The following is a 21648-nucleotide window of genomic DNA, read 5'->3' as shown; positions in this document are numbered from 1 at the left end:
CGGAGCGTCACCCGTGGTGGTGCTCGATCCGGCCTCGCGCACGGCCCAGCCCATGAATGGCGGCACGAGCACCCTGTGGCTCCCTCGCTCCCCCGGCCCGCTGGCGCCCAAGCGCTTCCAGCGCACGGCGAATGAGGCGCGGCTCCCGGAGCAGGCCCCTGCCCGTCCGCCCGAGCCCGTCACGGCCACTCAGAGAAGCCAGCCGAGCAGCGCGATGGCCACCATGAGGCCCACGGCGAACACGAGCACCATCGCCATGCCCTCGAACCTGCCCCCTGCGGGGGCGTGGGGCGCCGCACCTGCGTCCGGCTCGCTCTTCTGAGGAAGGGCAGCGGGGCTCAAAGGCGCGGTTGACGCCGAAACCAATTCGGTGACGAGGGGGGACTCCTGCAGCTCGAGCCCCTCGCGCGCGAGTGCCAGCACGCGCTTGATGTGGAGGAGGTAGCGGTCCTCTCCCTCGTAGGTCTCCAGCGCCGCCGCCGCGCGTATCAGCCGGACGGGAACCAGCTCCGGGTCCGTGTGCACGATGGCCGCGGCGGGGTTCACCTTCGAGCCACCGACCCTCTCCAGCTCGACCCGGCCCGTGCGCAGACCTTCGCCCTGGCTCCACGCGTAGTGGTCCTCGAGCAGCGTCAGCTCCTGGCGCTGCACACGGCCCTCCCTATCGACGAGCGAGAGCAACTCCGCTCCCTGGGGGGACATGTGCCAGACAGAGCGATGGCCATGGTCGCCGGGAGGCCCTTCCACGGCCCGGACCTGGTAAAGCGCCTGCACTGCGGCCTTCAGCTTCTCTGGTGACGGGTGGGTCATCCCGGGCGGGAGCCTAGCAGGGCGCCAGCGACATTGGCGGCTGGCATCCTTAATGTTCACTCCGGGAGGTTGGCCTTGAACGGGTGGGGAGCGCTTCACGCGCCCCGTGCGTCCGCCCGCTCCCAGGGCTAGCGTTCGTGCCGCATGAGCCGCTCACGGGGAAGAGGCACCGACTTCGTCCACCACTTCGAGGACGCACAGACGCTGGATGGGCTGCTGGAGCTGGCCGGCAGCACGTGTGACACCTATGAGGTGCTCACACGGATGCGCTCGGCCAAGGCCGAGGGGCAGCGGCATGACGCCGTCATCCCCACCCTCTTCGAGGGAGAGCCCCACTTCCCCTCGCCCGAGGTGGCGCAGCGGCTCTTCCAGAACCTGCTGGGGCTCTGGGACCTGGTGGAGGAGGGCCAGCCCATCCCGCTGGAGCAGGGGCCTCAGCCGCCTCGGCCCAAGAAGGTGAAGCCCGTGCGGCCGCCCCCTTTTGCCCCGGGAGAGCCAGGGAGCGAATTCGTGGAGGCCGCCTGGCGTTACCTGGAAGACGACCCGAAGGAGCGCACGCGGAGGCAGCACGCCTTCGACAACCGGCAGGATGCGCTGCTGGGTGCTCTTGACGTGGCGGGGCTCGCGGACGAAGGATATGCGGTAGCCCGCCACCTGCTCTTCGAACTGCACGCCATGATGGAGCTGGGCTGGCCGCCGGGACTTGCCAGTGTGGATCCGGCGGCGCTGGAGAGGGAGGACACGGAGGCTCCGCCGGTGCCCGAGGCCCTCGCCGCATATGCGGAAGAAGCGCTGTTCGAGGCGGAGCAGGATGAGGAGCACCCCCTCTCTGCCGAGGAGCTCGCGCGGGTGCGCACGTATGTGCGGCGCGGGCTGGCGGCCTTATGGCACGCCCGGAAGGGAAGTTGACGGATGGCACGAGACAAGGACGACAACGAAGGCGGTGGGTTCTCCGGCAAGCGCAACAAGTCGTGGCGAGAGATCGACGCGATGCGCGGCAAGAGCAAGAGCCACTCCCGCCAGGATGACCCGGCGCAGCAGCGCATCGAGCGCAGCGCCTCCTACCAGAAGTACAAGGCGGCGGCGGACGCGCTCTTCACGGGCGGCGAACTCCCCGAGGGGTTGGCGGAGAAGTTCGACCCCGAGGGCAAGCGCAAGACGCAGAAGGCCGCCATGCAGAAGCTGCAGCAGGCGGAGACGCGGCAGGCCTGGGTGCAGGGGGTGGTGGAGTACCTGGAGAAGTACCCGGAGCTGCCCGAGGACGCGTACTTCCTGGACAGCCTGCTGGACCACCCGCGCGAGCGGATTGCCGACAAGGCGCTGGCGAAGCTGGAGGCGATGGAGGGCGAGGGCAAGCTGAAGACGAAGGTGCCCAAGAGCCTGGACGAGCGCCTCAAGAGCATTCAGATCACGAGCCTGGATCCGGACATGCAGGGCCGGGCGAAGGCGCTGCGTGAGAAGCTGAAGGCCTGAGCGGGCGGCGCGCTCGGGAGACGGTGGCCATCGGGGCTCCGGCCCCGAGTAGGTGCTGCCAGCGGAGGCGGTATCATCGGCGTGATGCGCCTTGCTGCCGTGTTGGCTCTGCTCCTCTCCGCTTCGGTCTCCGCCAGTGAGGCCTCGCACCCCACGTTCACGAACCTGCCCGCCGATCCCGCTCCACCGGGGCTGGTGCGAGGACTCCACTACTGGATCTCGAACGAAGACACCCTCGAGCTCTTCCACAACGCGGTGAAGGACAAGGGCGGCGTCTACGTGGGCGTGGGCACCGACCAGAACTACCTGCTGGGAGCCTGGGCACGAGCGGAGGGGCTCGTCCTGCTGGATTTTGATCAGTCCGTGGTCGATCTCCACCGGGTCTACCGCGTCATCTTCCTCGCGGCGGAGACTCCCGGGGCGTTCCTCGAGCTCTGGCAGAAGCAGAGCCGCTCGGAGGTGCGCCGGCTCATCCAGGAGGGCTACTCCGACAAGCGGCAGCGAGCCGGTGCGCTGCTGGCCCTCAACACGGCCCGCGGGGCGGTGGAGCGGCGGTTCGGGCGCCTCATGGCGCAGATGGCGAAAGCGAACCAGACCTGCTTCCTCACGAACGCCGCCGATTACGCGCACCTGCGCCGCCTCTTCCAAGAGGACAAGGTCTTCATGGTGAGAGGAGACCTCACGGCCCGGCGCACCATGAAGGCGCTCGGGGAGGCACTCTCCGCGTCAGGGAAGACGGTGGGCGTGCTCTACCTGTCCAACGCCGAGCAATACTTTGCCTACGACGCGCAGTACCGGAACAACATCCGAGGACTTGCGCTGACGGAGAACAGCGTGGTGCTCCGCACCAGCGGTGAGCGGGGCATTCCTCACGTGAAGGGCACCCACTACCACTACAACACGCAGTCCGGTCCGAACTTCGTGGCCTGGCTGGACGACAAGAAGACTCGCAAGTCGGTGACGATGCTGCGGTTCGCAGCCGCCGAGGGACAGGTGCGTGGGCTGTCACGGCTCGACACTCCGCCCGCCGAGGCGCGCGAGGCCGCGAAGCAGAAGCTCCTGGCGAAGCGGCGGGTGAAGCGCGCTCCAGCTCGGACGCTGCCAGCCCGGGCGGAGAACCTCCCATGAGCACCGTGCGGTGGCTCGCGCTGCTCGTGGGGCTCGTCAGCACGAGCGCGGGGGCGGCTGCTCCATCTTCGGAGGCTCCAGCGGTGGTGCCCTGCCTCGAAGCACCCAAGCCGGGCATGGCCTGCATCCCGGGAGGCCCATTTCTCCGAGGCATGAACGGAGGGCCGCACGCGCCCGCCCGGCCACAGCAGGAGGTCTGGGTGCAGACCTTCTATATGGATACCCACGAGGTGACCTACAGCGCCTACAAGGCTTGCGAGGCACAGGGGCGCTGCCGGAAGGCGGGCCCGAACTACCGCGACTTCGACCACCCGCAGCAACCCATCAATGGGGTGAGCTGGTACGACGCGAAGGCCTTCTGCGAAGCGCACGGCAAGCACCTGCCCACGGAGGCCGAGTGGGAGAAGGCGGCGCGGGGTACGGACGGACGGCTCTACCCTTGGGGTGACGAGCCCGCCACGTGCGAGCGAGCCGTCATCATGGACAGCCGTGGACGCAGCTGCGGCCAGCGGCAGCGCTCGAAGACCCATGCCGAGGTGGGCCGTCCCGAGCCCGTGGGCTCACGCCCTCCCAATCCCTATGGGCTGTATGACATGGCGGGGAATGCGTGGGAGTGGGTCGCGGACTGGTTCACGCCCTCGTGGAGAGCCTGTGGCGCCGCCTGTCAGGGCATCAATCCGAAGGGGCCCTGCGCGGGCCAGGAGCCCTGCGCGGGATATACACAGAAGGTGGTGCGAGGAGGCTCCTGGTTCTGGCCAGCCTCGTACGCGACGACGGTGTACCGGAGGCCGCATGTGCCTTCCAACCGGCCCATCTTCCACCACTTCGGATTCCGCTGCGCAGCGAGCATCGAGGAGGCTCAGGCACTCCCGGAGAAGTGAAGAGGCTCAGCGGTTGATGACGAACCCGCAGGCCGAGTCGAGCACCACCTTCGCGCCCGCCAGTGCTTTCAGCAGGCGCTCGTAGTGCGTGCGCTCCGCGTCGAGCTGGGCCTCCAGCGCCTTGGCATCCAGCCCCTGGTGTCCCAGTGACAGACGCATCCGCTCCAGCGTGGCGTCCCGCTCGGCCTCGATGGCCTTGCGCGCCTTCGCGGCCAGCTTGCCCAGCTCCGCCTCGGCGGCCTTCTGTCCCACGGTCACCGCCGCGTCCACGAACGCGCGGACACCCGGGAACGCGCGCGACACCTCGTCGCCCTTGAGCGCGCGGCCCTCTGCCTCCAGCGCGGGCAGCAGCGTCGCATCCGCCTTGGCACCACCCGGCCCCTCGGCCACGGCCACCGGCAGCAGCGTGCGCTCCAGGAAGCGCGCGAGCTGACGGCTCGGCACACGGGCACCGGCAGAGGTGTCCTCGGGCTCGGGCGTCTGCACGTGGTAGAGCAGCTCCAGCCCGCGCGCCTTGAGGGGCCCGCGCTTCTCGATGAACCGGAAGCCGCTGCGCCCGTACGGCCCGTCGCGCAGGAAGCCGAACAGCGCCTCCACCAGCGAGTGCCCAGTGGCGAAGTACTCCAGTTCCTCGGCCTCCACCGCCGTGTCGCGCCAGAAAGTGCCCAGCAGCGTCCGGTCCTCCATCACGTCGAGTCCGGGCAGCCCCTCCACGTTGAGCGCATGGCCGAAGTGGAAGGCGCACTGGAACGCGTCCACCTCCTCGTCCGTGTCCACGCGGATGCCGACCCGCTTGGCCAGCTCCGTGACGGTCTCCTCCAGCCGCTCGTCGAGGTCTCTCGCCACGCCCCAGAGGCCATCCTCCAGCGGCAGCTCCTCGCCCTCTTCTTCGTCCTCCTCCTCCATGCCCATGCGCGCTTGCGCACGCGCCACCAGCCGCGCCACCGCCGGCTTGTCGAAGGAGCGCAGATCCAGCAGCGGGTCATACGCGCGCTTCACCTGCGCCCGAGCCGCCTCCACCTTGGTCTTCAGCTCGGCCGCGTAGGCGACGCGGGCCTCGCGAGGCAGCAGTGCCAGCTCGGCGATCCGGTCCTCCACCTCCTCCAGCACCGCGTCGAGGCCACCCACGGTCTCGCCGAACACTCCCACCGCGTCCGCCAGCAGCATCAGCACGTCCGAGGCGAGCGTGCCCGCTGGGTCAAACACGTGGATCTCCACCGGCTTCGTCTGGCCGATGCGGTCCAGGCGGCCGATGCGCTGCTCGACGGTGCCGGGGCTCCACGGCAAGTCGTAGTGCACCAGGTGGTGGGCGAACTGGAAGTTGCGGCCCTCGCCACCGACTTCGGTGCACAGCAGGACCTTGGGGCCCTCGGGATCGCGGAAGCGCGCCACCTGTCTGTCTCTCTCCACCAGCGGCAAGTCGCCGTGGTAGCCGAGCGCCTCGATGCCCTCGCGGCCCAGCTCCGCCTGCAGGGCCTCCAGGGTGTCGCGGCTCTCGGTGAACACGAGCACCTTGGCGGCGGCCTCAGAGGCCCAGATGCCGCGCAGCACGCCGAGGAACGCCACCAGCTTCGCATCCCGCGACGGCAGCTTCAGATCCGCGCCCTTCAGCGCGGGGTTGGAGCTGACGGCACCAGCGAACGCCGAGGGGCTGGACTCCAGCCGGCGCAGCACGTTGGCCAGCGGCGCGCCGCGCAGGCTCGACTTCGCGAGGGCCGCCAAGGCGCTATCGCGTGTCTTCAGCTCCTCGGCGGAGAGCTTCACCGGGTGGCGGTGCAGGCGCCGGGTGGAGAAGCCGCCGACAATGGCGCGACGGTTGCGCACGAGCCGGTCGGACAGGCTGTACGTCTCCGCGAGGTGCTCCAGCAGCGCGTCCCGGTCCTTGAGCCCCTGGAGCTTGGCGTCCTCGGGGAAGCGTTTGGCCAGCGCCTTCACGGCCTTGGCGGGCTCATTGCCCTCGAGCAGCGCGCGGACAGCGGTGGACAGCTCCTCCTGCCGGGCCAAGCGCGACTCGAAACCCTTCACCGTGGGCGCGGTGGCCGCGTCGATCAGCGTGAGCAGCCCGTGGTACTCGGCCGGGTCCAGCTGCATGGGCGTGGCGGTGAGCAGCAGCAGGCCCCAGCTATTGCCCGCGAGCGCCTCGGCGGCCTCGAACGCCTTCTCGCCCTTGAGGTGGTGGGCCTCATCAATAATGACGAGATCCCAGAACGCATCCTCCTCGGCGACGGCCTGCCGGTGCTCCTCGTTGCGCGCGAGCATCTCCAGGCTGGTCACCACGAGCGGGAAGCGCTCCCAGGGAGACACCTCGGGCTGCTCCTTGAGGGACTGCGCGTAGCGGTCGGAGTCCATCAACGTGAAGAGCTGGTTGAACTTGTGGAACAGCTCCACGAGCCACTGCACGGTCAGGTGGCTGGGGGCCACCACGAGCACGCGGCGCGCGAGCCCCGAGAGCCGGAGCGCACTGAACACCATGCCCGCTTCAATGGTCTTCCCCAGGCCCACCTCATCGGCGAGCACGAAGCGCGGACGGCGCGCGGAGAGCACGCGCTGCACCACGCCCACCTGGTGAGGCTTCACCATCACCCGGCTGGCCAGCAGCGCGCCCAGGGCGTCACACCGGCGCTCATCGTCCAGCACGAGCGCCTGCTTCCGGAGCATGAAGGCCTTGGAATCCCCGACGCGGCCCTCGCGCAGGGTGGAGAGCAGATCCGAGCGCGGAGGCAGCGCGCGCAGCTCGGACTCGGGCATCTCGTCCTCTTCACCGGTGTCTGCGTAGCGGATGACGTACCGGCGCAGCCCACGAGCCCCGGGCTCCTCGCGCACCACGGTGGCCTGCCGTCCCTTGACGGTCACGACGGGCTCCCCGCTGGGCAGCGCGTACGACACGAGCGCCCCGCCTTTGGTGGAGACGAGCACCGCGGAGTCCTCGCGGGCCGGGAAGAAGACGACCGCCTTGGCGCCCCCTTCCTGGAGCGCGGCAAGGTGACCCACGCCCCACTCGGGCTGCGGGAGATAACGAACCTTGAGACCTTCGACGAGGGACATAGGAGATCGCTGGGGGCCAAAGAAAACGGGGCTCGCCTCTTAACGCCGTGCGCCGAGGAAGGCCATTCCGCAACGCACCCCGAGCAACGAAGCAGGGGCGCACCTCCTCTCCCTCGCCCCTCACGCCAGCCTCCGCGGCCCAACCTGGTGAGTGGTGTCCCCTGAATCGCCGCGCCGTCCCTCGCGCGAGGCCCGGGTCGGCCCAGAGCGCTCTCACCTGCTACGTGCGGAGAGCGCTCTGGAGCGCCGTTTTCTCCATTTCTGGAGCGCTCGTTGCGATCCAAAAAATCCCGCTCGGCTCAATAAGAAATGGGTTGGGAAGTCAAGGATTCCTCGTTCACACACCCTCTCGGATTTCGCCCCACACCCTGTTTTCAATCCCCCCTGAAACACCCCAGTTTTTGAGGATTTAAGGGAAAATTACGCTCTGTTTCAATCTCACCGCTTTTCAGGCCCGTTCAAGTTTCTTAACAGTTGAATTGTTCTGCCTGAGACGGATATTCTTTCTTCTGCTCGAAACAGCCTCTTCCGGCTAAAGCCGGAAATGACGATTCTCTGGTACTCTCTGTTTTAGAAGAGAGTTCAGGGGACATAATCAGAAGGCCGGGGTCTCTTCCCTCTCCCCGGCCAGCAGCAAGGAGGGGCCCTCATGCGTAAGTCGACGGCGCCGCTGGCAATGAAGGTCGAGACCACCCGACAGGTGGGGTCGCTCGGTGTGGTGCTCCTGCTTGCTTCACTCACCCCGCTGATGGCCGCGTGCGGCGCAGAGCCGGCGGGCGCCAGCGCCCCCTCCGAGCTGAGCACTCAGTCCCAGGCCGTGGAGGACGCCGACGACGAGCGCCGCTCGGACCCGTCGACCGACAAGGCCGTGAGCCTGGCGCTCGAGGTGGAGGACGGCGAGGGCATCCCGCTGCGCGTGAAGGCGGGGCAGACCTTCTTCATCAACCAGATCGACCTGCGCAGCTCGGTGACGGCCACCCGGGACGAAGGCGTGGACGGCCTGCGCCGCAACGGGTTGTTCGCCGGCCTGGGGTGGCTTGGCGTGCGGCAGGTGGACGAGGAGTTCGAGCTGTCTCCGGGCCCCGAGGGCTACAAGCGCCGCCGCTTCTACCGGAACGCCTTGTGGATGGACCTGCCCAGCATCTTCATCGTGGAGCAGGTGGACGCCCAGGGCCGCACCCTCGGCCGCCCCCTGGAGCTCAACGCGGGCGCCAACGACCAGCGCCGGGATGACGACGACTTCTTCGTCCGCCGCTTCCGCGCCATCCAGTGGACGTATGACTGCCGCTCGCTGGAGAGCTGCGCGGGCGCCAACAACTTCATGGAGGAGGCGCTGGTGGAGCTGCGCAACGCCCGCACCCCGTGCAAGGAGAAGCTGCTGAAGCTCGACTCGCGCACCAAGGCGCTCCGCCTGCGCTGGTCCCTGCGCCCCAGCGCCCCGTACACCATCCCCGTGGAGCAGGTGGCACGCCCCGCGTATGACTACGGCTTCTCCATCGACATGGTGCCCGTCACTCCGCCCCGCGCGGACGGTACCTACGCCCCGGGCACCTCCATCACCTTCCGTCTCACCCTGAAGGATGGCTCCGGCCGCAGGCTCCACCCCCAGGGCTCGCTTCCGACGTATAATGAGGTTGTCTTCGGCAACAATGAGCCGGGCATCCAGTACTATCGGGCGTTCTTCGATCCGTCGGCCACGTATTACCGCAGGAAGCACCGCGAGCGCATGCTGATGACGCAGATCATCGGGCCGGCCCAGAGAATCCAGCCCATCCGCTCCATCCTCGACCTCAACGACTTCCTGGGGCCTACCGTCCAGACGCCGGCCACCTTCGAGCGTGACGGCCTCTTCTCCCAGGTGCAGACCATCCCGAAGGGCCCGAACCTGTTCGGCGGTGCGTTCGATCCCACCCACGCCGGCTGGGCTGCGCCCGTCAGCGACACGTGGACCACCCAGCTGCCCGCCAACGCCGTGCCTGGCACCTACCTCGTCACGGTGAAGGGCCGCCGTGTGTACCTGGGCGAGGACATGCCCTACAGCCGCACCCTGGAAATCCAGGTCGGCACCCGGCAGCAGACCACCCCGGTGCCCACCACCGGCCCGTGCAACAGCTGCCACAGCAAGGGCGGCGAGCTGGCCAGCGTGCTCCACGGCAACGACAACCGAGCCGCCTGCAACGGCTGCCACGCCCCCCTCTCCTTCGAGCTGGAGGGCCCCATCTTCGTGCGCGTGCACTTCATCCACTCGCGCTCGGACCGGTTTGATACCAACCTGGCTCAGTGCAGCAGCTGCCACCTGAACCGCTCCAGCATCCAGCGCACCAGCAAGGCTGCATGCTTCTCGTGCCACAAGACGTGGTCCCCCCAGCACCAGGCCCAATTCGGCCCCCTCAAGAGCATGTATGTGGGGGGCGGCAGCGAATCCTTCCAGCAGTGCACCAGTACCTGCCACACTAATCACCCTCAGAGCGGCCTCTAGCCGCTCCCACACCCGGAGGTCCTCCATGGCGCAAGTGAAGATGCAGACGGCTCGCAGCACCGAGAAGGAGCCCGTCGCGGCCGCGGAGGACTTGATGAAGCAGCTGGGCAGCATCACCCCCAAGCTGGTGATGATGTTCGCCTCGCGTGAGCGCGACCAGAGCGCGCTCAACCGCGCCGTGCGCGAGCGGCTCCCCAAGGGCTGCCGCCTGGTGGGCGCCACCACCGCCGGTGAGCTGGACAACACCGGCATCCACTCCGGCTCCGTGGTGCTCGGCGCCCTCTACGGGGACTTCGACGTGGGCGTGGGCCTGGGCACCGGCCTGAGCCTGGATGCCGTCTCCGCGGGCGGCAACGCCATCAAGAAGGCCTGCGAGGAGCTCGGCGTGCGGCAGGCGGATCTGGATCCGCGCAAGTACGTGGGCCTCGTGATTGACGACGGCTTCCGCTACAAGAAGGAAGAGCTGCTGCTGGGCATCCTCGAGAAGAACCAGACGCTGGTGCTCGTGGGCGGCGGCGCCAGCGACGACAACCGCGACATCTCCAAGCAGTCCTCGCAGCTCCACGTGGACGGTGAAGTCGCCACCGACGCGGTGCTCGTGGCCCTGTTCCGCACCAACGCCCCGTTCGCCGCCCTCCGCTCGCACTGGTACATCCCCACCGGCGAGCGGATGACGATTACCAAGGTCGACGAGACGCACACCCGCGCCCTGGAGATTGATGGCAAGCCGGCGGCCCAGCGCTACGCGGACCTGCTCGGGTGCCAGCCGAGTGAGCTGGAGTTCGGAACCCCCAAGGGCTTCGCCGTCCGCCCGACCGCACTCCGCGTGGGACGCGAGTACTTCATCCGCGCCCCCTGGAAGCCCATCCTCGAGGATAACTCCATTCTTTTCGCCAACTTGCTGGAGGAGGGCTCCGAGCTGGAGCTCATGAAGATTGGCGACATGGCCGGAATGACGAAGTCCTTCTTCACGGAGGAGCTGCCCAGGCGGGTACACAACCCCCAGGCTGTCCTCCTGTTTCATTGCGGTGGGCGTATGTGGTACGCGAGCGCTACAGGTAAGGTTCCCGAATTGGCGGAGACCTTGCGCTCCGCGCCGACGGCGGCTGGAATGAATGTGCACTTCGAGATCTACTCGGGGTTCCACATCAACACCACGCTGACCGTGCTGGCGTTCGGATCCAACTGATGAGCCTCTCGCCCCTCGCGCAAACCGAAAGCCCTACCCACCGCATCCTCCTCCACACCAGCGAACGCGAGACCGAGCAGGTTCTAAACGCACTGCGCCGAGTGTCGCCGCGGCACGAGGTGGAGCGGGTCTCCAGCGCCGACGCGCTCGCTGCTGCGTTGGCGAAGCCCTGGTCTCTGGTGGTGTTCGGCACGGAGCCGGGGGCGCTCTCCCTGGAGCAGATTCACGCCACTTGGAAGCAAAAGGGCCACGGTACGCCCTTCGTGGTGCTGTCACGCCAGTGGAACGAGGAGACACTGGCGGCCGCCATGCAAGCCGGGGCCAGCGACTACCTCACCGAAGAGCAGCTGGGCCGGCTGGGGCTGATCCTCGCGCGCGGACACCAGCACGAGCAGGGGGAGGAGCTCCAGCGCACGGTCTGGCTGCTCAACAAGATCATCGACAGCCTGCCCTTCATCCTCTTCGTCAAGGATGCCAAGGAGCTGCGGCTCAAGGTCGTCAACAAGACGTTCACGGACTCGTTTCAGACCACCAAGGAGGGCCTGCTCGGGAAGCTGGATCACGACTACTTCCCCAAGGAGCAGGCCGACGCCTTCGTCGCCATTGATCGCGAGGTGGCCGCCTCCAAGCAGATCAAATCCTTCGAGGAGGTCGCGCGCGTCGTCAGCGAGGATCGCCAGTTCGGCACCCGGAAGATCCCCCTCACCAATGAGCAGGGTGAGGTCCTCTATGTGATGGGCGTCACCGAGGACATCACCGAGCGCAAGCGCAACGAGGCGGCGCTCCAGGCGGCCAACAAGAAGCTGGCCGAGAACCTCGATGAGCTCAAGCGCACGAAGTCCGTCTCCGCCCGCTCGCTGGCCAGCTACCAGCAGCGCGCGCTGCAGATGGAGATCATCCGCCAGCAGAACGAGGACCTGGACAAGCTGGCCACGGACCTGGCCATCTCCAAGCGCAACGAGGAGGAGCGCGCCCGCGAGGCCGAGGCCGCCGCCCGCCTCAAGAGCGAGTTCCTCGCCAACTTCAGCCACGAGATTCGCACCCCGCTCAACGGCATCATCGGCTACTGCGACCTGCTGATGCGCGAGGAGGGCAGCCGCCTCACCGCCCACGGCCGGCGTGACTTGAACGTCGTGAAGACGAACGCCAAGACGCTGCTGGCGCTCATCAACGACATTCTGGACCTGTCGAAGATCGAAGCGGGCCGCGTGGAAGTCGTCACCGAGCGCGTGGACGTGCAGGAGCTGGCCGAGGAGTGCCAGGCCACGGTGCGCGAGTACCTCAAGGGCAAGGACGTGGCGCTCACGCTCAACATCGAAGAGCGCGCGCGGTTCCTGCAGACGGACGCGCTGAAGCTGCGGCAGATCATGCTCAACCTGCTGAGCAACGCCGCCAAGTTCACCGAGTCCGGAGAGGTGGCGCTGGCCCTGCGCGCCGAGGGCAACGAGGCGGTGATGTCGGTGGAGGACACCGGCGTCGGCATTCCGCCCGATCAGGTGCAGCACATCTTCGAGAAGTTCCGCCAGGTGGACGGCTCGCACACGCGCAAGGTGGGCGGCACCGGCCTGGGTCTGGCGATTGTCCGCGAGCTGAGCAAGGTGCTCGGCGGCAACGTCAACGTCACCAGCGTGCTGGGCCGCGGCTCCACCTTCACCGTGCGGCTCGCGGGCGTGCTGGAGAGCCCGGCCCCCGCGCCGTCCGCCTCCAGCAATGGAGAGCAGCCGGAGCAGGCGGTGTCCGTGGAGGACGTGGCGGCGAAGCTGGCCCCGCTGGCGGCCGGCAGCACCGTGCTGGTGGTGGACGACGACTTGCTCATGCAGCAGCTGGTGGTGGGCCAGCTGGAGCCCGCGGGCTTCAAGGTGGTGCCCGCCGGCGACGGCGTGAACGCGCTGCGGCTGGCGCGCGAGGTGAAGCCCCAGGCCATCATCCTGGACATCCACCTGCCCCGGCTGGACGGCTGGAGCGTGCTCAGCCAGCTCAAGAGCGAGCCGCACCTGTCCACCATCCCCGTCATCCTCGTGTCCGTGGAGGAGCAGCGCGCGCGCGGCTACTCGCTGGGCGCGTGCGAGTACCTCGTCAAGCCCATCGAGCCGGACCGGCTGGTGGAGGTGGTGACGCGCACCCTGGGCACCCAGGCCCTGGGCACCGGCGAGGTGCTGGTGGTGGATGACGACGCGGGCACCCGCGAGCTCGTCAGCCGCAGCCTGCGCCGCGCCGGCTTCTCCACCTCCGAGGCCCACAGCGGCGAGGACGCCCTGCTCAAGGCCCGCGTCTCCCCGCCCATCCTCGTGGTGCTGGACCTCATGATGCCCAACCTCGACGGCTTCGAGGTGCTGCGGCGGCTGCGCGCGGAGAACCTCCACATGCCGGTGGTGGTGCTCACCGGCAAGGACCTGACCAGCGAGGAGCAGAGCACGCTGCGCAACGGGCTCATCGCCTTCGTGCGCAAGGGCGGCCACGCCATCGACGACGTGATTGGCCAAGCCAAGGCGCTGCTGCTGCAGAAGCGCGCGGCCAACAGCGGGCGCATGCCCCGCATCCTCTACGTCGAGGACAACCCGCAGAACCGCGACATCGTCCGCCGCTACCTCGGCAACAACTACGAGCTGCTCGAGGCCGAGGACGGTGAGCTGGGCCTGGAGCGCGCGCAGAAGGAGACGCCGGACCTGGTGCTGATGGACCTGTCCCTGCCGCGCGTGGACGGCTGGGAGGCCACCCGTCGCATCCGCGCCCTGCCGGCCGCCATCTCCAAGGTCCCCGTCATCGCCGTCACCGCCCACGCGGGCCGCGAGTACCAGGACCGGGCCCTCAAGGCCGGCTGCGACGCGTACCTCACCAAGCCGCTGGACCGCGATCAGCTCCTGGACACCATCCGCAAGCACCTGGGGAAGAGCCATGGCTGACGGCAAGCTCCGCGTGCTCGTGGTGGATGACGACCCGGACCTCTTGGACTTGGTGGCGCGCTCGCTGCGCGCTCACGGGTTCGAGGTGGAGACGCACATCTCCGCCCTGGGTGTCTCCACCCGCATCCGGGACAGCGTGCCGGACGTCGTCCTGATTGACGTGAATTTCCCCGCCCTCAAGGGCGACAAGGTGGTGTCCCTGGCGCGCACCCAAGCGCCCTCGGGCATCAAGTTCATTCTGTATTCAGCCTCGGATGAGACCCAGCTGCGCTCGCTCGCCATGGCGTCAGGCGCGGATGGATATCTCTCCAAGAGTGTTCAAGGTGATGAGCTCGCGCGGAAGCTGGAGTCCTTCCGTCACAAGCCTCGCCCTACTCCCGTGTCTCCTGTCTGAGTTCAATCGGTCTCACTGACTCGGCTGTCTGAATTCTCTGAAATGTCTGCCCTTTGGAGGGCCCTGTCTTGCGAACTCCTGACTACAGTGAGGCTGAAAAGCTACGCCATCAACTGGCGTCTCCCATGTTCAATCCCTTGCTGAAGAAGTGGGTCGGTAAGGGAGACCTCGATTACGAGGTCTATTTGAAAACAGGGACTTTGTTACATCTCCAGTCCTCCACGGAGGAGCTCGTCCATCACGATGAGCTCTTGTTTCAGATTACTCACCAGGCCCAGGAACTCTGGCTCAAGCTCATCACCCAGGAAGCGGTCGAGGTGGTGGCGGAGATGGATGGAGACCTGCTGTGGCCAGCCACCGGGCGGCTGGAGCGCATGCTGCGCGCCATGAAATGTCTCGTGGCGGAGATGAACATCCTGGAGACGATGACGCCGGATACGTATCAAATCATCCGGCGCAGCCTGGGCAACGGCAGCGGGCAGGAGTCTCCGGGCTACAACGCCATGCGCCTGGCGGCGGACGGCTTGGCGGCGGCGTTGGATCGCACGCTGCAGCGGCGCAACCTGCGGCTGCTGGATGTGTACAAGGTCGGCGCGTACAACTCGGAGGACGTGAAGCGCATCTGCGAGCAGTTCGTCGACCTGGACGAGTTGTTTCAGACGTGGCTCTACACGCACTACCAGATGGTCCGCCGCATCATCGGCGTGGACCGCTCCATCAAGGCGCTGGATGGCCTGCCCACGCAGGTGCTGGCGGGGCGCATGACGCTGCCGCTGTTCCGCAAGCTGTGGGAGGTGCGCGCGGAGATGACGAACGCGTGGCGGCGCGACGGTGGCTACGCGCCCGGCAGCCAGCGGCCCTCGGGCTCCTACCCCGCTGTCTCCCCAAGCCCCGCGGGCCCCCCCGCTCCCGAGGGCCATGCCTCCATCAGCTCAGCGCTGGAGGCGGCCTCCGACCTTCCGGCTCCGGGCGCGGCGAAGGCCCCCACCGAGCCACAGCAGTCGGCTCCTCCGGTGATGAGCACCGCCCAGGCCCTGGCCGCGGCCGCGGCGCAGGTGGATCCCTCCGCCACGGCCGCCGCGAGCGTGCCTCCACAGGCGCCTGCCGAAGACCCCTGGTCCAAGCCCGAGCCGCCTCGTCGCGGACAGGCGCCGGGGCCCACCGAGCCTCCGCCGCTGCCGGAGTCGGATGATCCGTGGTCCCGGCCCGAGCCGCCCACCTCGCGCTTCGCCGCGCAGTTGCAGGAAGGCGTCGCGGCGAACCACCCCTCCAAGGATTCAGGACGCTGACATATGGACGCAACGCTCTCGGCGGTACGGGCGGAGTTCCCCCTGCTGGAGAAAGTGACGTACCTCAACAGCAACTCCACGGGGGCGTTCCCCCGGGGCATGGAGGCGGTGCTCCAGCGCTACGGGCAGACGCTGCAGCACTGGCGTGACGAGGCGTGGGAGGGCTGGTGGGCGGACTGGCTCGGGTACATGGACGCGGTGGCGCGCTTCATCGGCGCGCCGGACGGCTCCGTGGTGACGGACACCAACCTCACCACGCTGCTGGGGCGCCTGGGCACTTGCTTCGACTACCAGGGCGAGCGCCGCCGCGTGGTGACCACGGACCTGGAGTTCCCCACCGTGCCCTTCCTCTGGAAGGGCTTCGAGCGCTACGGCGCGGAGACCGTGGTGGTGCCCTCCGAGAACGGGAGGATGGACGAGGAGCGCCTGTGCGCCGCCATCGATGAGCGCACGCTGCTCGTGAGCGTCACCCACGCCAGCTCCTCCACCGGCGCCATGCTGGACCTGGCGTCCGTCGTGCGGCGCGCGCACGCGGTGGGCGCGCTCGTGGCCGTGGACGCCTACCAGTCGGTGGGCGCCGTCCCCATCGACGTGAGCGCGCTGGGCGTGGACTTCTTGCTTGGCGGCGCGCACAAGTGGATGTGTGGCTCCATCGAGAGCGCCTTCCTGTACGTGCGCCCGGCCCTGCTGCCCACGCTGAGGCCCGCGGCCACGGGGTGGATCGCCGGAGAGAACCCGCTCACCTTCGGGCCGGTGCGCGACTGGGCCCCCACGGCGCGAAGGATGGCCAGCGGCACCCCGGCGGTGCTGCCCTCGCAGCTGTCCCGGGTGGGGTTGGACATCCTGGCGTCGGTGGGGATGCCGACGATTCGCGCACACTCCCTGCGGTGCACCGCGCGGGTGATGGAGCGGGCAGACGAGGCGGGCTTCACGGTGGTGACGCCGCGGCAGGAGGAGCGGCGCGCGGGCGTGGTGGCACTGCGCTTCCCCGGAGACGCGGCGGTGGCCCAGCGGCTGGTGGCCAGCGGCTTCATCTGCAGCTACCGGGGCATGCTGCGCGTGGCGCCGCACCTCTACAACACGCTGGAAGAAGTGGACCGCTTCATGGACGCGCTGGTGGCCGAGGCGCGGAAGGAGAAGGCATGAGCACCGTGGAACTCACTCCCCGCGCGCTGCTGCACCTGCTCTTCAACGGAGCGCGCGCCATCGACGTGGTGGAGACGGCGTACAAGCTGGGCCTGCTGGAAGCGCTGGAGGCAGGCCCGGTGACGCTGGAGGTGCTGAGCCAGAAGTACGGCATGGTGCCGGGGCGTCTCTACAAGTTCCTCGACTGCCTGGAGAGCCTGGGGCTGGTGCGGCGCGAGCAGAAGACGGACGCGCTGCTCGAGGCCCGCTACACGGCGGTGCCGGGGCTGCGCGCGGCGGCGGAGAAGGTGGTGGGGCCGCAGTCGCTGGAGCGGGACCGGGAGAAGTACGGCTGGCGCGAGCTGCACGGCCACCTGCCGGAGGTGCTGCGCGGGGAGCGGAGCATGCCGGCCAAGGACTTCGAATGGCCGCCACAGACGACCGAGCAGGTGGCGGGCTTCGAGGCCAGCATGGCCGCGGGGCTGGGCCCCATCCTCGAGGTGTTCCGCACCCACGGCGGCACGCTGTGGCGCCCGGGGCAGAAGCTGCTGGAGGTGGGCGGCGGAGACGGCTCGCTGGCGGCGCACCTGCTGGAGCAGCACCCGGAGCTCCAGGTGGACGTGTACAACTTGCCGGCCACCGAGGCGTTGGTGGCGCGCACGCGGGAGAAGCACCAGCTGGGCGCGCGGCTGGGCTTCGTGGGCGGAGACTTCCTGAAGGAGCCGCTGCCGCGCGGCTATGACGCGATCTCCTTCGTGCGTGTGCTGCACGACTGGCCAGCGGAGACGGCGCGCGCGCTGATGAAGGCCACGTACGAGGCGCTGCCCTCCGGTGGCCGCATCCTCATCTGCGAGGAGTTCCGCACGCCCGAGCGGCTGACGGCGCAGTTCTTCTGGTCCTACTTCCTCATGGGCGTGGACAGCTGCGTGAGCCGCCTGCGCGAGGTGGAGTACTACCTGCTGGCCCTGAAGGACTTGGGCTTCAAAGCGCCCGAGGTGCTGCCGGGCCCCTTCGAGCTCGTCGTCGCGACGAAGCCTTGAGCAGGCTGGCAGCGGACCGGGGCAGGAGGAGGAAGCATCCCCGCCCCGGCCCGCTGGAAACGACCCAGCGCACGCGGCGGGAGAAGGCAGGGAAGGAGGGGCCCGCCAACGTGCTGCTTCCAAGGTGCTGCTCCCCAGCGAAAGAACCTATTGGCCTCAAGTCCCAGGAAGAGATGACCCTCAGACGGTTGCCGGACGCTCCACGCCCAGCTGGCAGGCCAGCATCGCCATCTGCGTGCGGTTCTCTACGTCCAGCTTGCGGTAGATGCTGGTGATGTGCGCCTTCACCGTGCGCTCGGTGATGCCCAGGCACACGGCGATCTTCAGGTTGTCCGCGCCCGAGGCGATGAAGCCCAGCACCTCGCGCTCCCGGGCCGTGAGCTGGTGGAGCACGCTGCGCGAGGCGTTGCTCTCTTCCTCCACGATGGAGTGAGGGAACAGCTCCGAGGGTACCAGTCGCTCGCCCCGGGCCACCCGCCCCACGGCCTCGAGCAGCTCCGCGCAGCCGATGTTCTGCTTGCACAGGTAGCCCGCCGCTCCAGCCCGGAAGCAGCGCTCCACCTCCTCCGCGTTCCGGTTGGCCGACAGCACGAGCGGCCGCACATTCGGGTAGAAGTCATGCAGGAGCTCGACCGCCCGGCAGCCATCCGCCAGCTGCTGCCCGTCCTTGTGCTCCAGCCGCAGGTCCACCAGCGCCACGTCCGGTGGCTGCTGCCGCGTCTGCGCCAGGAATTGCTCCACGCTCGAGCACTGAGCCACCACCTCTATGCCGGCGCTCTCCAGAATCGATACCAGGCTCTCGAGGAAGATCTGCTGGTCTTCGAGAATGCCCACCCGGATACGGGAGTTCGGCTCCATGATGTGTCTCCGTGATTCGGCGGCGTGACCTGAGTACGGCTTCCATCTAACGGCACCCGAGACGAGCAAAGGAAGGACCGCCCCGGACCTCCGCCCCTCAGTGTTCAGGATGAGAACCCAGGACGTCCTGTGCATACGCCCCCCCCGTCCGAGCCATCCGATCGAGCATCCCGTAGATGGCCAGCCGCGTTCGGAATGGAAGCCCATCCCATCGGCCTGCTCCGGGTTATAGACAAAACATGTTTTGTCGAATCCTACCTAGCAGGGTGTCTCCAGCCTTGCTGACCCGCCACGCCGTGGGTTAACAGCCCGGCCATGGCCACCTGGAGCCCCCGGGGACGAACCTGTGACGCTGCGCGCTCAGGCGGTGCCCCCTCGGGGCAATGGCAGGGACATGCAGGGCCTGCTCTATGTGGCCCACGACGTCATCCAGCTGGCCGCGCTGCCGGAGGAGAACCGCGCGCGCATGGAGCATTCGAGAGCATGAGCCCGCGCCGCCGTCCGCCCCCTCCTGCCACCTCCCCCGGGGCCAAGCACCCCGCCGAGCCTCCGACGCGCATGCGAGCGGAGCTGTTGCGCAAGTACCAGGAACTCCTCTCCAAGCACGAGACGCTCGTCCACAAGCTGGAGCTGCGCTCCCAGGAGCACATCACCACCTACCGGCTCTCCAACTGGGCGCTGGAGACGAGCGCCAGCGCGGTGGCGCTCCTGAGTGATGGCGTGGTGCTGCTGGCCAATCCGCGCTGGCACGCGTTGACCCGGAGCGGCCCGTGGCTCCGCCTGCACCAGGGCCAGCAGCAGGGCCCCGCCCGGAACACGCTGCGGCTGGTGGCCGAGGAGGCCACCCATGCGCTGAGGGCCTCGGGGGAGCGAGGCCCCGTGGTGGAGCGCTACCAGGAGCAGTCCGGCGTGAGGACGCTGGAGGTGCGCACAGAGCGGGTGGGCCTCAACCCCCGGGAGCGTCCCAGGGAGGCCGTGCTGCTGCTCGCCCACGACATCACCGCCCAGGTCCAGGCCGAGCAGGAGCTGGAGAAGGCGCGTGCCACCCTGTCCCAGCAGGAGCACCTGCGCGCCCTGGGCGAGCTGGCCTCGGGCGTGGCGCATGATCTCAACAACACCCTGAACGCCATGAAGCTCCGGCTGGAGCTCATCGAGAGGGACGCGGAGTTCGCCACGCGGCACCGCGGCCACATGGACGCGATGGTGCGCATCGTCAGCGACGCCCACACGCGCCTGCGCCACCTCCAGGACTTCGCGCGCCAGCGGCCCGAGCACGCGGGCGAGCAGGTGCAGCTGGCCGACGTCATCCGCGAGGCGGTGGAGATCGCCCGCAGCGACCTCGAGCACCAGGCGAAGCGGCATGGCCTGTCGCTGCGCATCGAGGTGGATGTCCCGCTGCTGCCGCCGGTGAGCGGCGTGGCGGCGGACCTGCGCTACGTCTTCATCAACCTGCTGCTCAACGCCCGGGACGCGATGCCGGACAGTGGCGTCATCCGCGTGCGTGGCACCGAGGTGGGCGGCAAGGTCGTCGTCACCGTGGAGGACGAGGGCACGGGCATTCCTCCGGAGAACCTGCACAGCATCTTCCGGCCCTTCTTCACCACCAAAGGCAGCCAGGGCACGGGACTGGGGCTGTCCATGGCCTATGGCGTCATGGCGCGCGCGGGGGGCTCCATCACCGCGGCCAACCGCCCGGAGCGGGGCGCGGTGTTCACCCTCACCTTCCCGCTGCAGGGCACTCCGAGTGCCCCGGATGCTCCCAGCGACCCGGGCGTGTCGAAGGGACGGCGTCCTCCGCGGGCCGCGCAGAAGCGCCGCTGAGCTGCCCTGCCCCGGTGGGTCTTGCGCCGTGCCATGCGTCTCCACCGGGTGAGAGAAAAGCACCGCCACGGTGGCCACGATTCCTCTCGGCGACACGACGGGGCAGGTGGGGAGCGCCTGCTTATCCACGAGGCGGCCCTTCGGAATTCACGATGTTCTCAATATCCGGTGTTGAGCGCCTCACGACTTCCCGGGAAACTGCCTGCTCGCTTGTCACTTTCGGCAGGGTCCTACACGCCCCCCCCTTCTTTCCTGACGCGGAGCGAGGTCATAATTAGAGTCTCTCTAGCGACAACCCTGCCCCCTGGGGGAAACAATGTCGGAAACCAAGATCCGAGTCCTCGTTGTGGACGACGACCAGGATCAGCTTGTACTGGCGGAGCGCTCGCTCTCGTCCTACGGATTTGATGTGCGCACGCACCGCTCCTCGCTGGGCGTGTCCAACCTGGTGCGTTCGGTGGCACCGGACCTGGTGCTGCTGGACGTGAACATTCCCGCGCTGAGCGGCGACAAGGTGCTGTCTCTGGCGCGCGCGCAGGCGCCGCTGGGCACCAAGTTCATCCTGTACTCGGCCTCGGACGAGTCGAAGCTGCGCTCGCTGGCGCTGTCGTCCGGCGCGGACGGCTACATCTCCAAGAGCGTGCAGGGCGCGGACCTGGCCAAGAAGCTGACGGACCTCTACAAGCGGGGCCGCTCGGCGACGGGCCCGGCGTCCAGCCCCTCCAATCAGGCCATCAACAAGTAGTGCAGCGCCGCGGGCGTGCGCCTCTTTCGCCACGAGCGGAGAGGCGCCGTCACGCGAAGGCTCTCCGCCTTGGCTGCCGGTGGTGGCTCCGCCAGAGTCACTCGGGGCCGAGCTGGGGGTGCACGGCAGGAGCCACTTCCCTTTCGGGCAAGGTCTCGATGCGGTAGACGAGCAGGGCGCGCGCCGCGGGAGCGACGACGAAGCGCACCCGGGCTCCCGGCACGGCCGTGACGAAGCCCTCGTCTTCATGCGCCAGCATCTGGGGGAGATGCTCGGGCGCCAGGCCTTCGATCAGGAGGGTGAGGTTGGCCATATGCGTCTCCACATGGAGGCGCACCTCGGCGGGGAGGGCCTGGAGGCGCGCTCTCGCCGAGCGCGTATAGAGAAGCCGCTCCTGCCGTGTGTCCAAGACCGTCACCCTTCCCAAGCTAGGCACGAGGCCCGTGCTGCACGAGTCCTGAGCAGGAA

Annotated in this window: 18 protein-coding genes; 14 read left to right on the top strand and 4 right to left on the bottom strand. The window is 68.3% G+C overall.

Annotation, left to right across the window (positions count from 1 at the left end; all coding sequences use genetic code 11):
• Positions 1-189: 189 nt before the first annotated feature.
• Complete coding sequence (locus DB31_RS46295; RefSeq protein WP_075305888.1) at positions 190-810, bottom strand: hypothetical protein; 621 nt, start codon at positions 808-810, stop codon at positions 190-192.
• A gap of 144 nt (positions 811-954) precedes the next feature.
• On the opposite strand from DB31_RS46295, the gene DB31_RS04240 reads away from it, so the two are divergent.
• The 4 genes from DB31_RS04240 to DB31_RS04225 all read left to right on the top strand — a co-directional run bounded on the left by DB31_RS04240 (position 955) and on the right by DB31_RS04225 (position 4292).
• Positions 955-1719, top strand: a complete 765-nt coding sequence (locus tag DB31_RS04240) for a hypothetical protein (RefSeq protein WP_044182631.1) — start codon at positions 955-957, stop codon at positions 1717-1719.
• Between the two features lie 3 nt (positions 1720-1722).
• Positions 1723-2283 carry a hypothetical protein gene (locus DB31_RS04235; RefSeq protein WP_044182628.1) on the top strand — a complete coding sequence of 187 codons (561 nt, stop codon included), beginning with the start codon at positions 1723-1725 and terminating at the stop codon, positions 2281-2283.
• Between the two features lie 84 nt (positions 2284-2367).
• Complete coding sequence (locus DB31_RS04230) at positions 2368-3411, top strand: LIC_10091 family protein (protein WP_044182626.1); 1044 nt, start codon at positions 2368-2370, stop codon at positions 3409-3411.
• Positions 3408-4292: a formylglycine-generating enzyme family protein gene (locus DB31_RS04225; protein WP_063769189.1), complete on the top strand. Its 885-nt coding sequence runs from the start codon at positions 3408-3410 to the stop codon at positions 4290-4292. The genes DB31_RS04230 and DB31_RS04225 overlap by 4 nt, the downstream gene beginning before the upstream one ends.
• A gap of 6 nt (positions 4293-4298) precedes the next feature.
• On the opposite strand, the gene DB31_RS04220 is transcribed toward DB31_RS04225, so the two are convergent.
• On the bottom strand, positions 4299-7337 hold the full coding sequence (locus DB31_RS04220) for a helicase-related protein (RefSeq protein ID WP_044182624.1): 3039 nt from the start codon (positions 7335-7337) through the stop codon (positions 4299-4301).
• 649 nt (positions 7338-7986) lie between these two features.
• Between DB31_RS04220 and DB31_RS04215 the strand changes: the two genes are divergently transcribed.
• The 7 genes from DB31_RS04215 to DB31_RS04185 all read left to right on the top strand — a co-directional run bounded on the left by DB31_RS04215 (position 7987) and on the right by DB31_RS04185 (position 17756).
• On the top strand, positions 7987-9816 hold the full coding sequence (locus DB31_RS04215; protein ID WP_157231825.1) for a cytochrome C: 1830 nt from the start codon (positions 7987-7989) through the stop codon (positions 9814-9816).
• Positions 9817-9841: 25 nt separating this feature from the next.
• Positions 9842-11005 (top strand): FIST signal transduction protein, encoded by a 1164-nt coding sequence (locus DB31_RS04210; protein ID WP_044182620.1) that lies wholly within the window; start codon positions 9842-9844, stop codon positions 11003-11005.
• Positions 11005-13908, top strand: a complete 2904-nt coding sequence (locus tag DB31_RS04205; protein ID WP_044182619.1) for a response regulator — start codon at positions 11005-11007, stop codon at positions 13906-13908. Before DB31_RS04210 ends, DB31_RS04205 begins: the two co-directional genes overlap by 1 nt.
• Positions 13901-14302 carry a response regulator gene (locus tag DB31_RS04200; RefSeq protein ID WP_044182617.1) on the top strand — a complete coding sequence of 134 codons (402 nt, stop codon included), beginning with the start codon at positions 13901-13903 and terminating at the stop codon, positions 14300-14302. Before DB31_RS04205 ends, DB31_RS04200 begins: the two co-directional genes overlap by 8 nt.
• A gap of 125 nt (positions 14303-14427) precedes the next feature.
• A complete protein-coding gene (locus tag DB31_RS45915) occupies positions 14428-15591 on the top strand; it encodes a tryptophan 2,3-dioxygenase family protein (RefSeq protein WP_083968007.1) in 1164 nt (387 codons plus the stop codon).
• A gap of 3 nt (positions 15592-15594) precedes the next feature.
• Positions 15595-16737: an aminotransferase class V-fold PLP-dependent enzyme gene (locus DB31_RS04190; protein WP_044182615.1), complete on the top strand. Its 1143-nt coding sequence runs from the start codon at positions 15595-15597 to the stop codon at positions 16735-16737.
• Positions 16734-17756, top strand: a complete 1023-nt coding sequence (locus DB31_RS04185) for a methyltransferase (RefSeq protein ID WP_044182613.1) — start codon at positions 16734-16736, stop codon at positions 17754-17756. The genes DB31_RS04190 and DB31_RS04185 overlap by 4 nt, the downstream gene beginning before the upstream one ends.
• Positions 17757-17936: 180 nt before the next feature.
• On the opposite strand, the gene DB31_RS04180 is transcribed toward DB31_RS04185, so the two are convergent.
• Entirely contained in the window at positions 17937-18614 is a 678-nt protein-coding gene (locus tag DB31_RS04180; RefSeq protein WP_044182611.1) for a response regulator transcription factor, read from the bottom strand.
• Positions 18615-18960: 346 nt separating this feature from the next.
• Between DB31_RS04180 and DB31_RS48575 the strand changes: the two genes are divergently transcribed.
• The 3 genes from DB31_RS48575 to DB31_RS04170 all read left to right on the top strand — a co-directional run bounded on the left by DB31_RS48575 (position 18961) and on the right by DB31_RS04170 (position 21180).
• Positions 18961-19101, top strand: a complete 141-nt coding sequence (locus DB31_RS48575) for a hypothetical protein (RefSeq protein ID WP_157231823.1) — start codon at positions 18961-18963, stop codon at positions 19099-19101.
• Positions 19098-20435 (top strand): sensor histidine kinase, encoded by a 1338-nt coding sequence (locus DB31_RS04175; protein ID WP_240486520.1) that lies wholly within the window; start codon positions 19098-19100, stop codon positions 20433-20435. Before DB31_RS48575 ends, DB31_RS04175 begins: the two co-directional genes overlap by 4 nt.
• A 316-nt stretch (positions 20436-20751) precedes the next feature.
• Entirely contained in the window at positions 20752-21180 is a 429-nt protein-coding gene (locus DB31_RS04170; protein ID WP_044182610.1) for a response regulator, read from the top strand.
• A gap of 97 nt (positions 21181-21277) precedes the next feature.
• Here the strand turns inward: DB31_RS04170 and DB31_RS04165 are convergent, their stop codons facing one another.
• Positions 21278-21589, bottom strand: a complete 312-nt coding sequence (locus DB31_RS04165; protein ID WP_044182607.1) for a hypothetical protein — start codon at positions 21587-21589, stop codon at positions 21278-21280.
• Positions 21590-21648: the final 59 nt, after the last annotated feature.

Origin of the sequence: Hyalangium minutum, from assembly GCF_000737315.1 — a bacterium.
GTDB classification, from domain to species: Bacteria; Myxococcota; Myxococcia; order Myxococcales; family Myxococcaceae; genus Hyalangium; species Hyalangium minutum.
Note: the sequence above shows the minus strand (reverse complement) of the source record. Positions and strands in the feature narration are given on the sequence as shown.

What these genes read in the sequence shown, in the direction of transcription:
- DB31_RS04225 (WP_063769189.1), top strand. Translation starts at nt 3,408, where the DNA reads ATGAGCACCGTGCGGTGGCTCGCGCTGCTCGTGGGGCTCGTCAGCACG.
- DB31_RS04230 (WP_044182626.1), top strand. Translation starts at nt 2,368, where the DNA reads ATGCGCCTTGCTGCCGTGTTGGCTCTGCTCCTCTCCGCTTCGGTCTCC.
- DB31_RS04210 (WP_044182620.1), top strand. Translation starts at nt 9,842, where the DNA reads ATGGCGCAAGTGAAGATGCAGACGGCTCGCAGCACCGAGAAGGAGCCC.
- DB31_RS04240 (WP_044182631.1), top strand. Translation starts at nt 955, where the DNA reads ATGAGCCGCTCACGGGGAAGAGGCACCGACTTCGTCCACCACTTCGAG.
- DB31_RS04235 (WP_044182628.1), top strand. Translation starts at nt 1,723, where the DNA reads ATGGCACGAGACAAGGACGACAACGAAGGCGGTGGGTTCTCCGGCAAG.
- DB31_RS04170 (WP_044182610.1), top strand. Translation starts at nt 20,752, where the DNA reads ATGTCGGAAACCAAGATCCGAGTCCTCGTTGTGGACGACGACCAGGAT.
- DB31_RS04200 (WP_044182617.1), top strand. Translation starts at nt 13,901, where the DNA reads ATGGCTGACGGCAAGCTCCGCGTGCTCGTGGTGGATGACGACCCGGAC.
- DB31_RS04175 (WP_240486520.1), top strand. Translation starts at nt 19,098, where the DNA reads ATGAGCCCGCGCCGCCGTCCGCCCCCTCCTGCCACCTCCCCCGGGGCC.
- DB31_RS45915 (WP_083968007.1), top strand. Translation starts at nt 14,428, where the DNA reads ATGTTCAATCCCTTGCTGAAGAAGTGGGTCGGTAAGGGAGACCTCGAT.
- DB31_RS46295 (WP_075305888.1), bottom strand. Translation starts at nt 810, where the DNA reads ATGACCCACCCGTCACCAGAGAAGCTGAAGGCCGCAGTGCAGGCGCTT.
- DB31_RS04220 (WP_044182624.1), bottom strand. Translation starts at nt 7,337, where the DNA reads ATGTCCCTCGTCGAAGGTCTCAAGGTTCGTTATCTCCCGCAGCCCGAG.
- DB31_RS04215 (WP_157231825.1), top strand. Translation starts at nt 7,987, where the DNA reads ATGCGTAAGTCGACGGCGCCGCTGGCAATGAAGGTCGAGACCACCCGA.
- DB31_RS04205 (WP_044182619.1), top strand. Translation starts at nt 11,005, where the DNA reads ATGAGCCTCTCGCCCCTCGCGCAAACCGAAAGCCCTACCCACCGCATC.
- DB31_RS04180 (WP_044182611.1), bottom strand. Translation starts at nt 18,614, where the DNA reads ATGGAGCCGAACTCCCGTATCCGGGTGGGCATTCTCGAAGACCAGCAG.
- DB31_RS04190 (WP_044182615.1), top strand. Translation starts at nt 15,595, where the DNA reads ATGGACGCAACGCTCTCGGCGGTACGGGCGGAGTTCCCCCTGCTGGAG.
- DB31_RS04185 (WP_044182613.1), top strand. Translation starts at nt 16,734, where the DNA reads ATGAGCACCGTGGAACTCACTCCCCGCGCGCTGCTGCACCTGCTCTTC.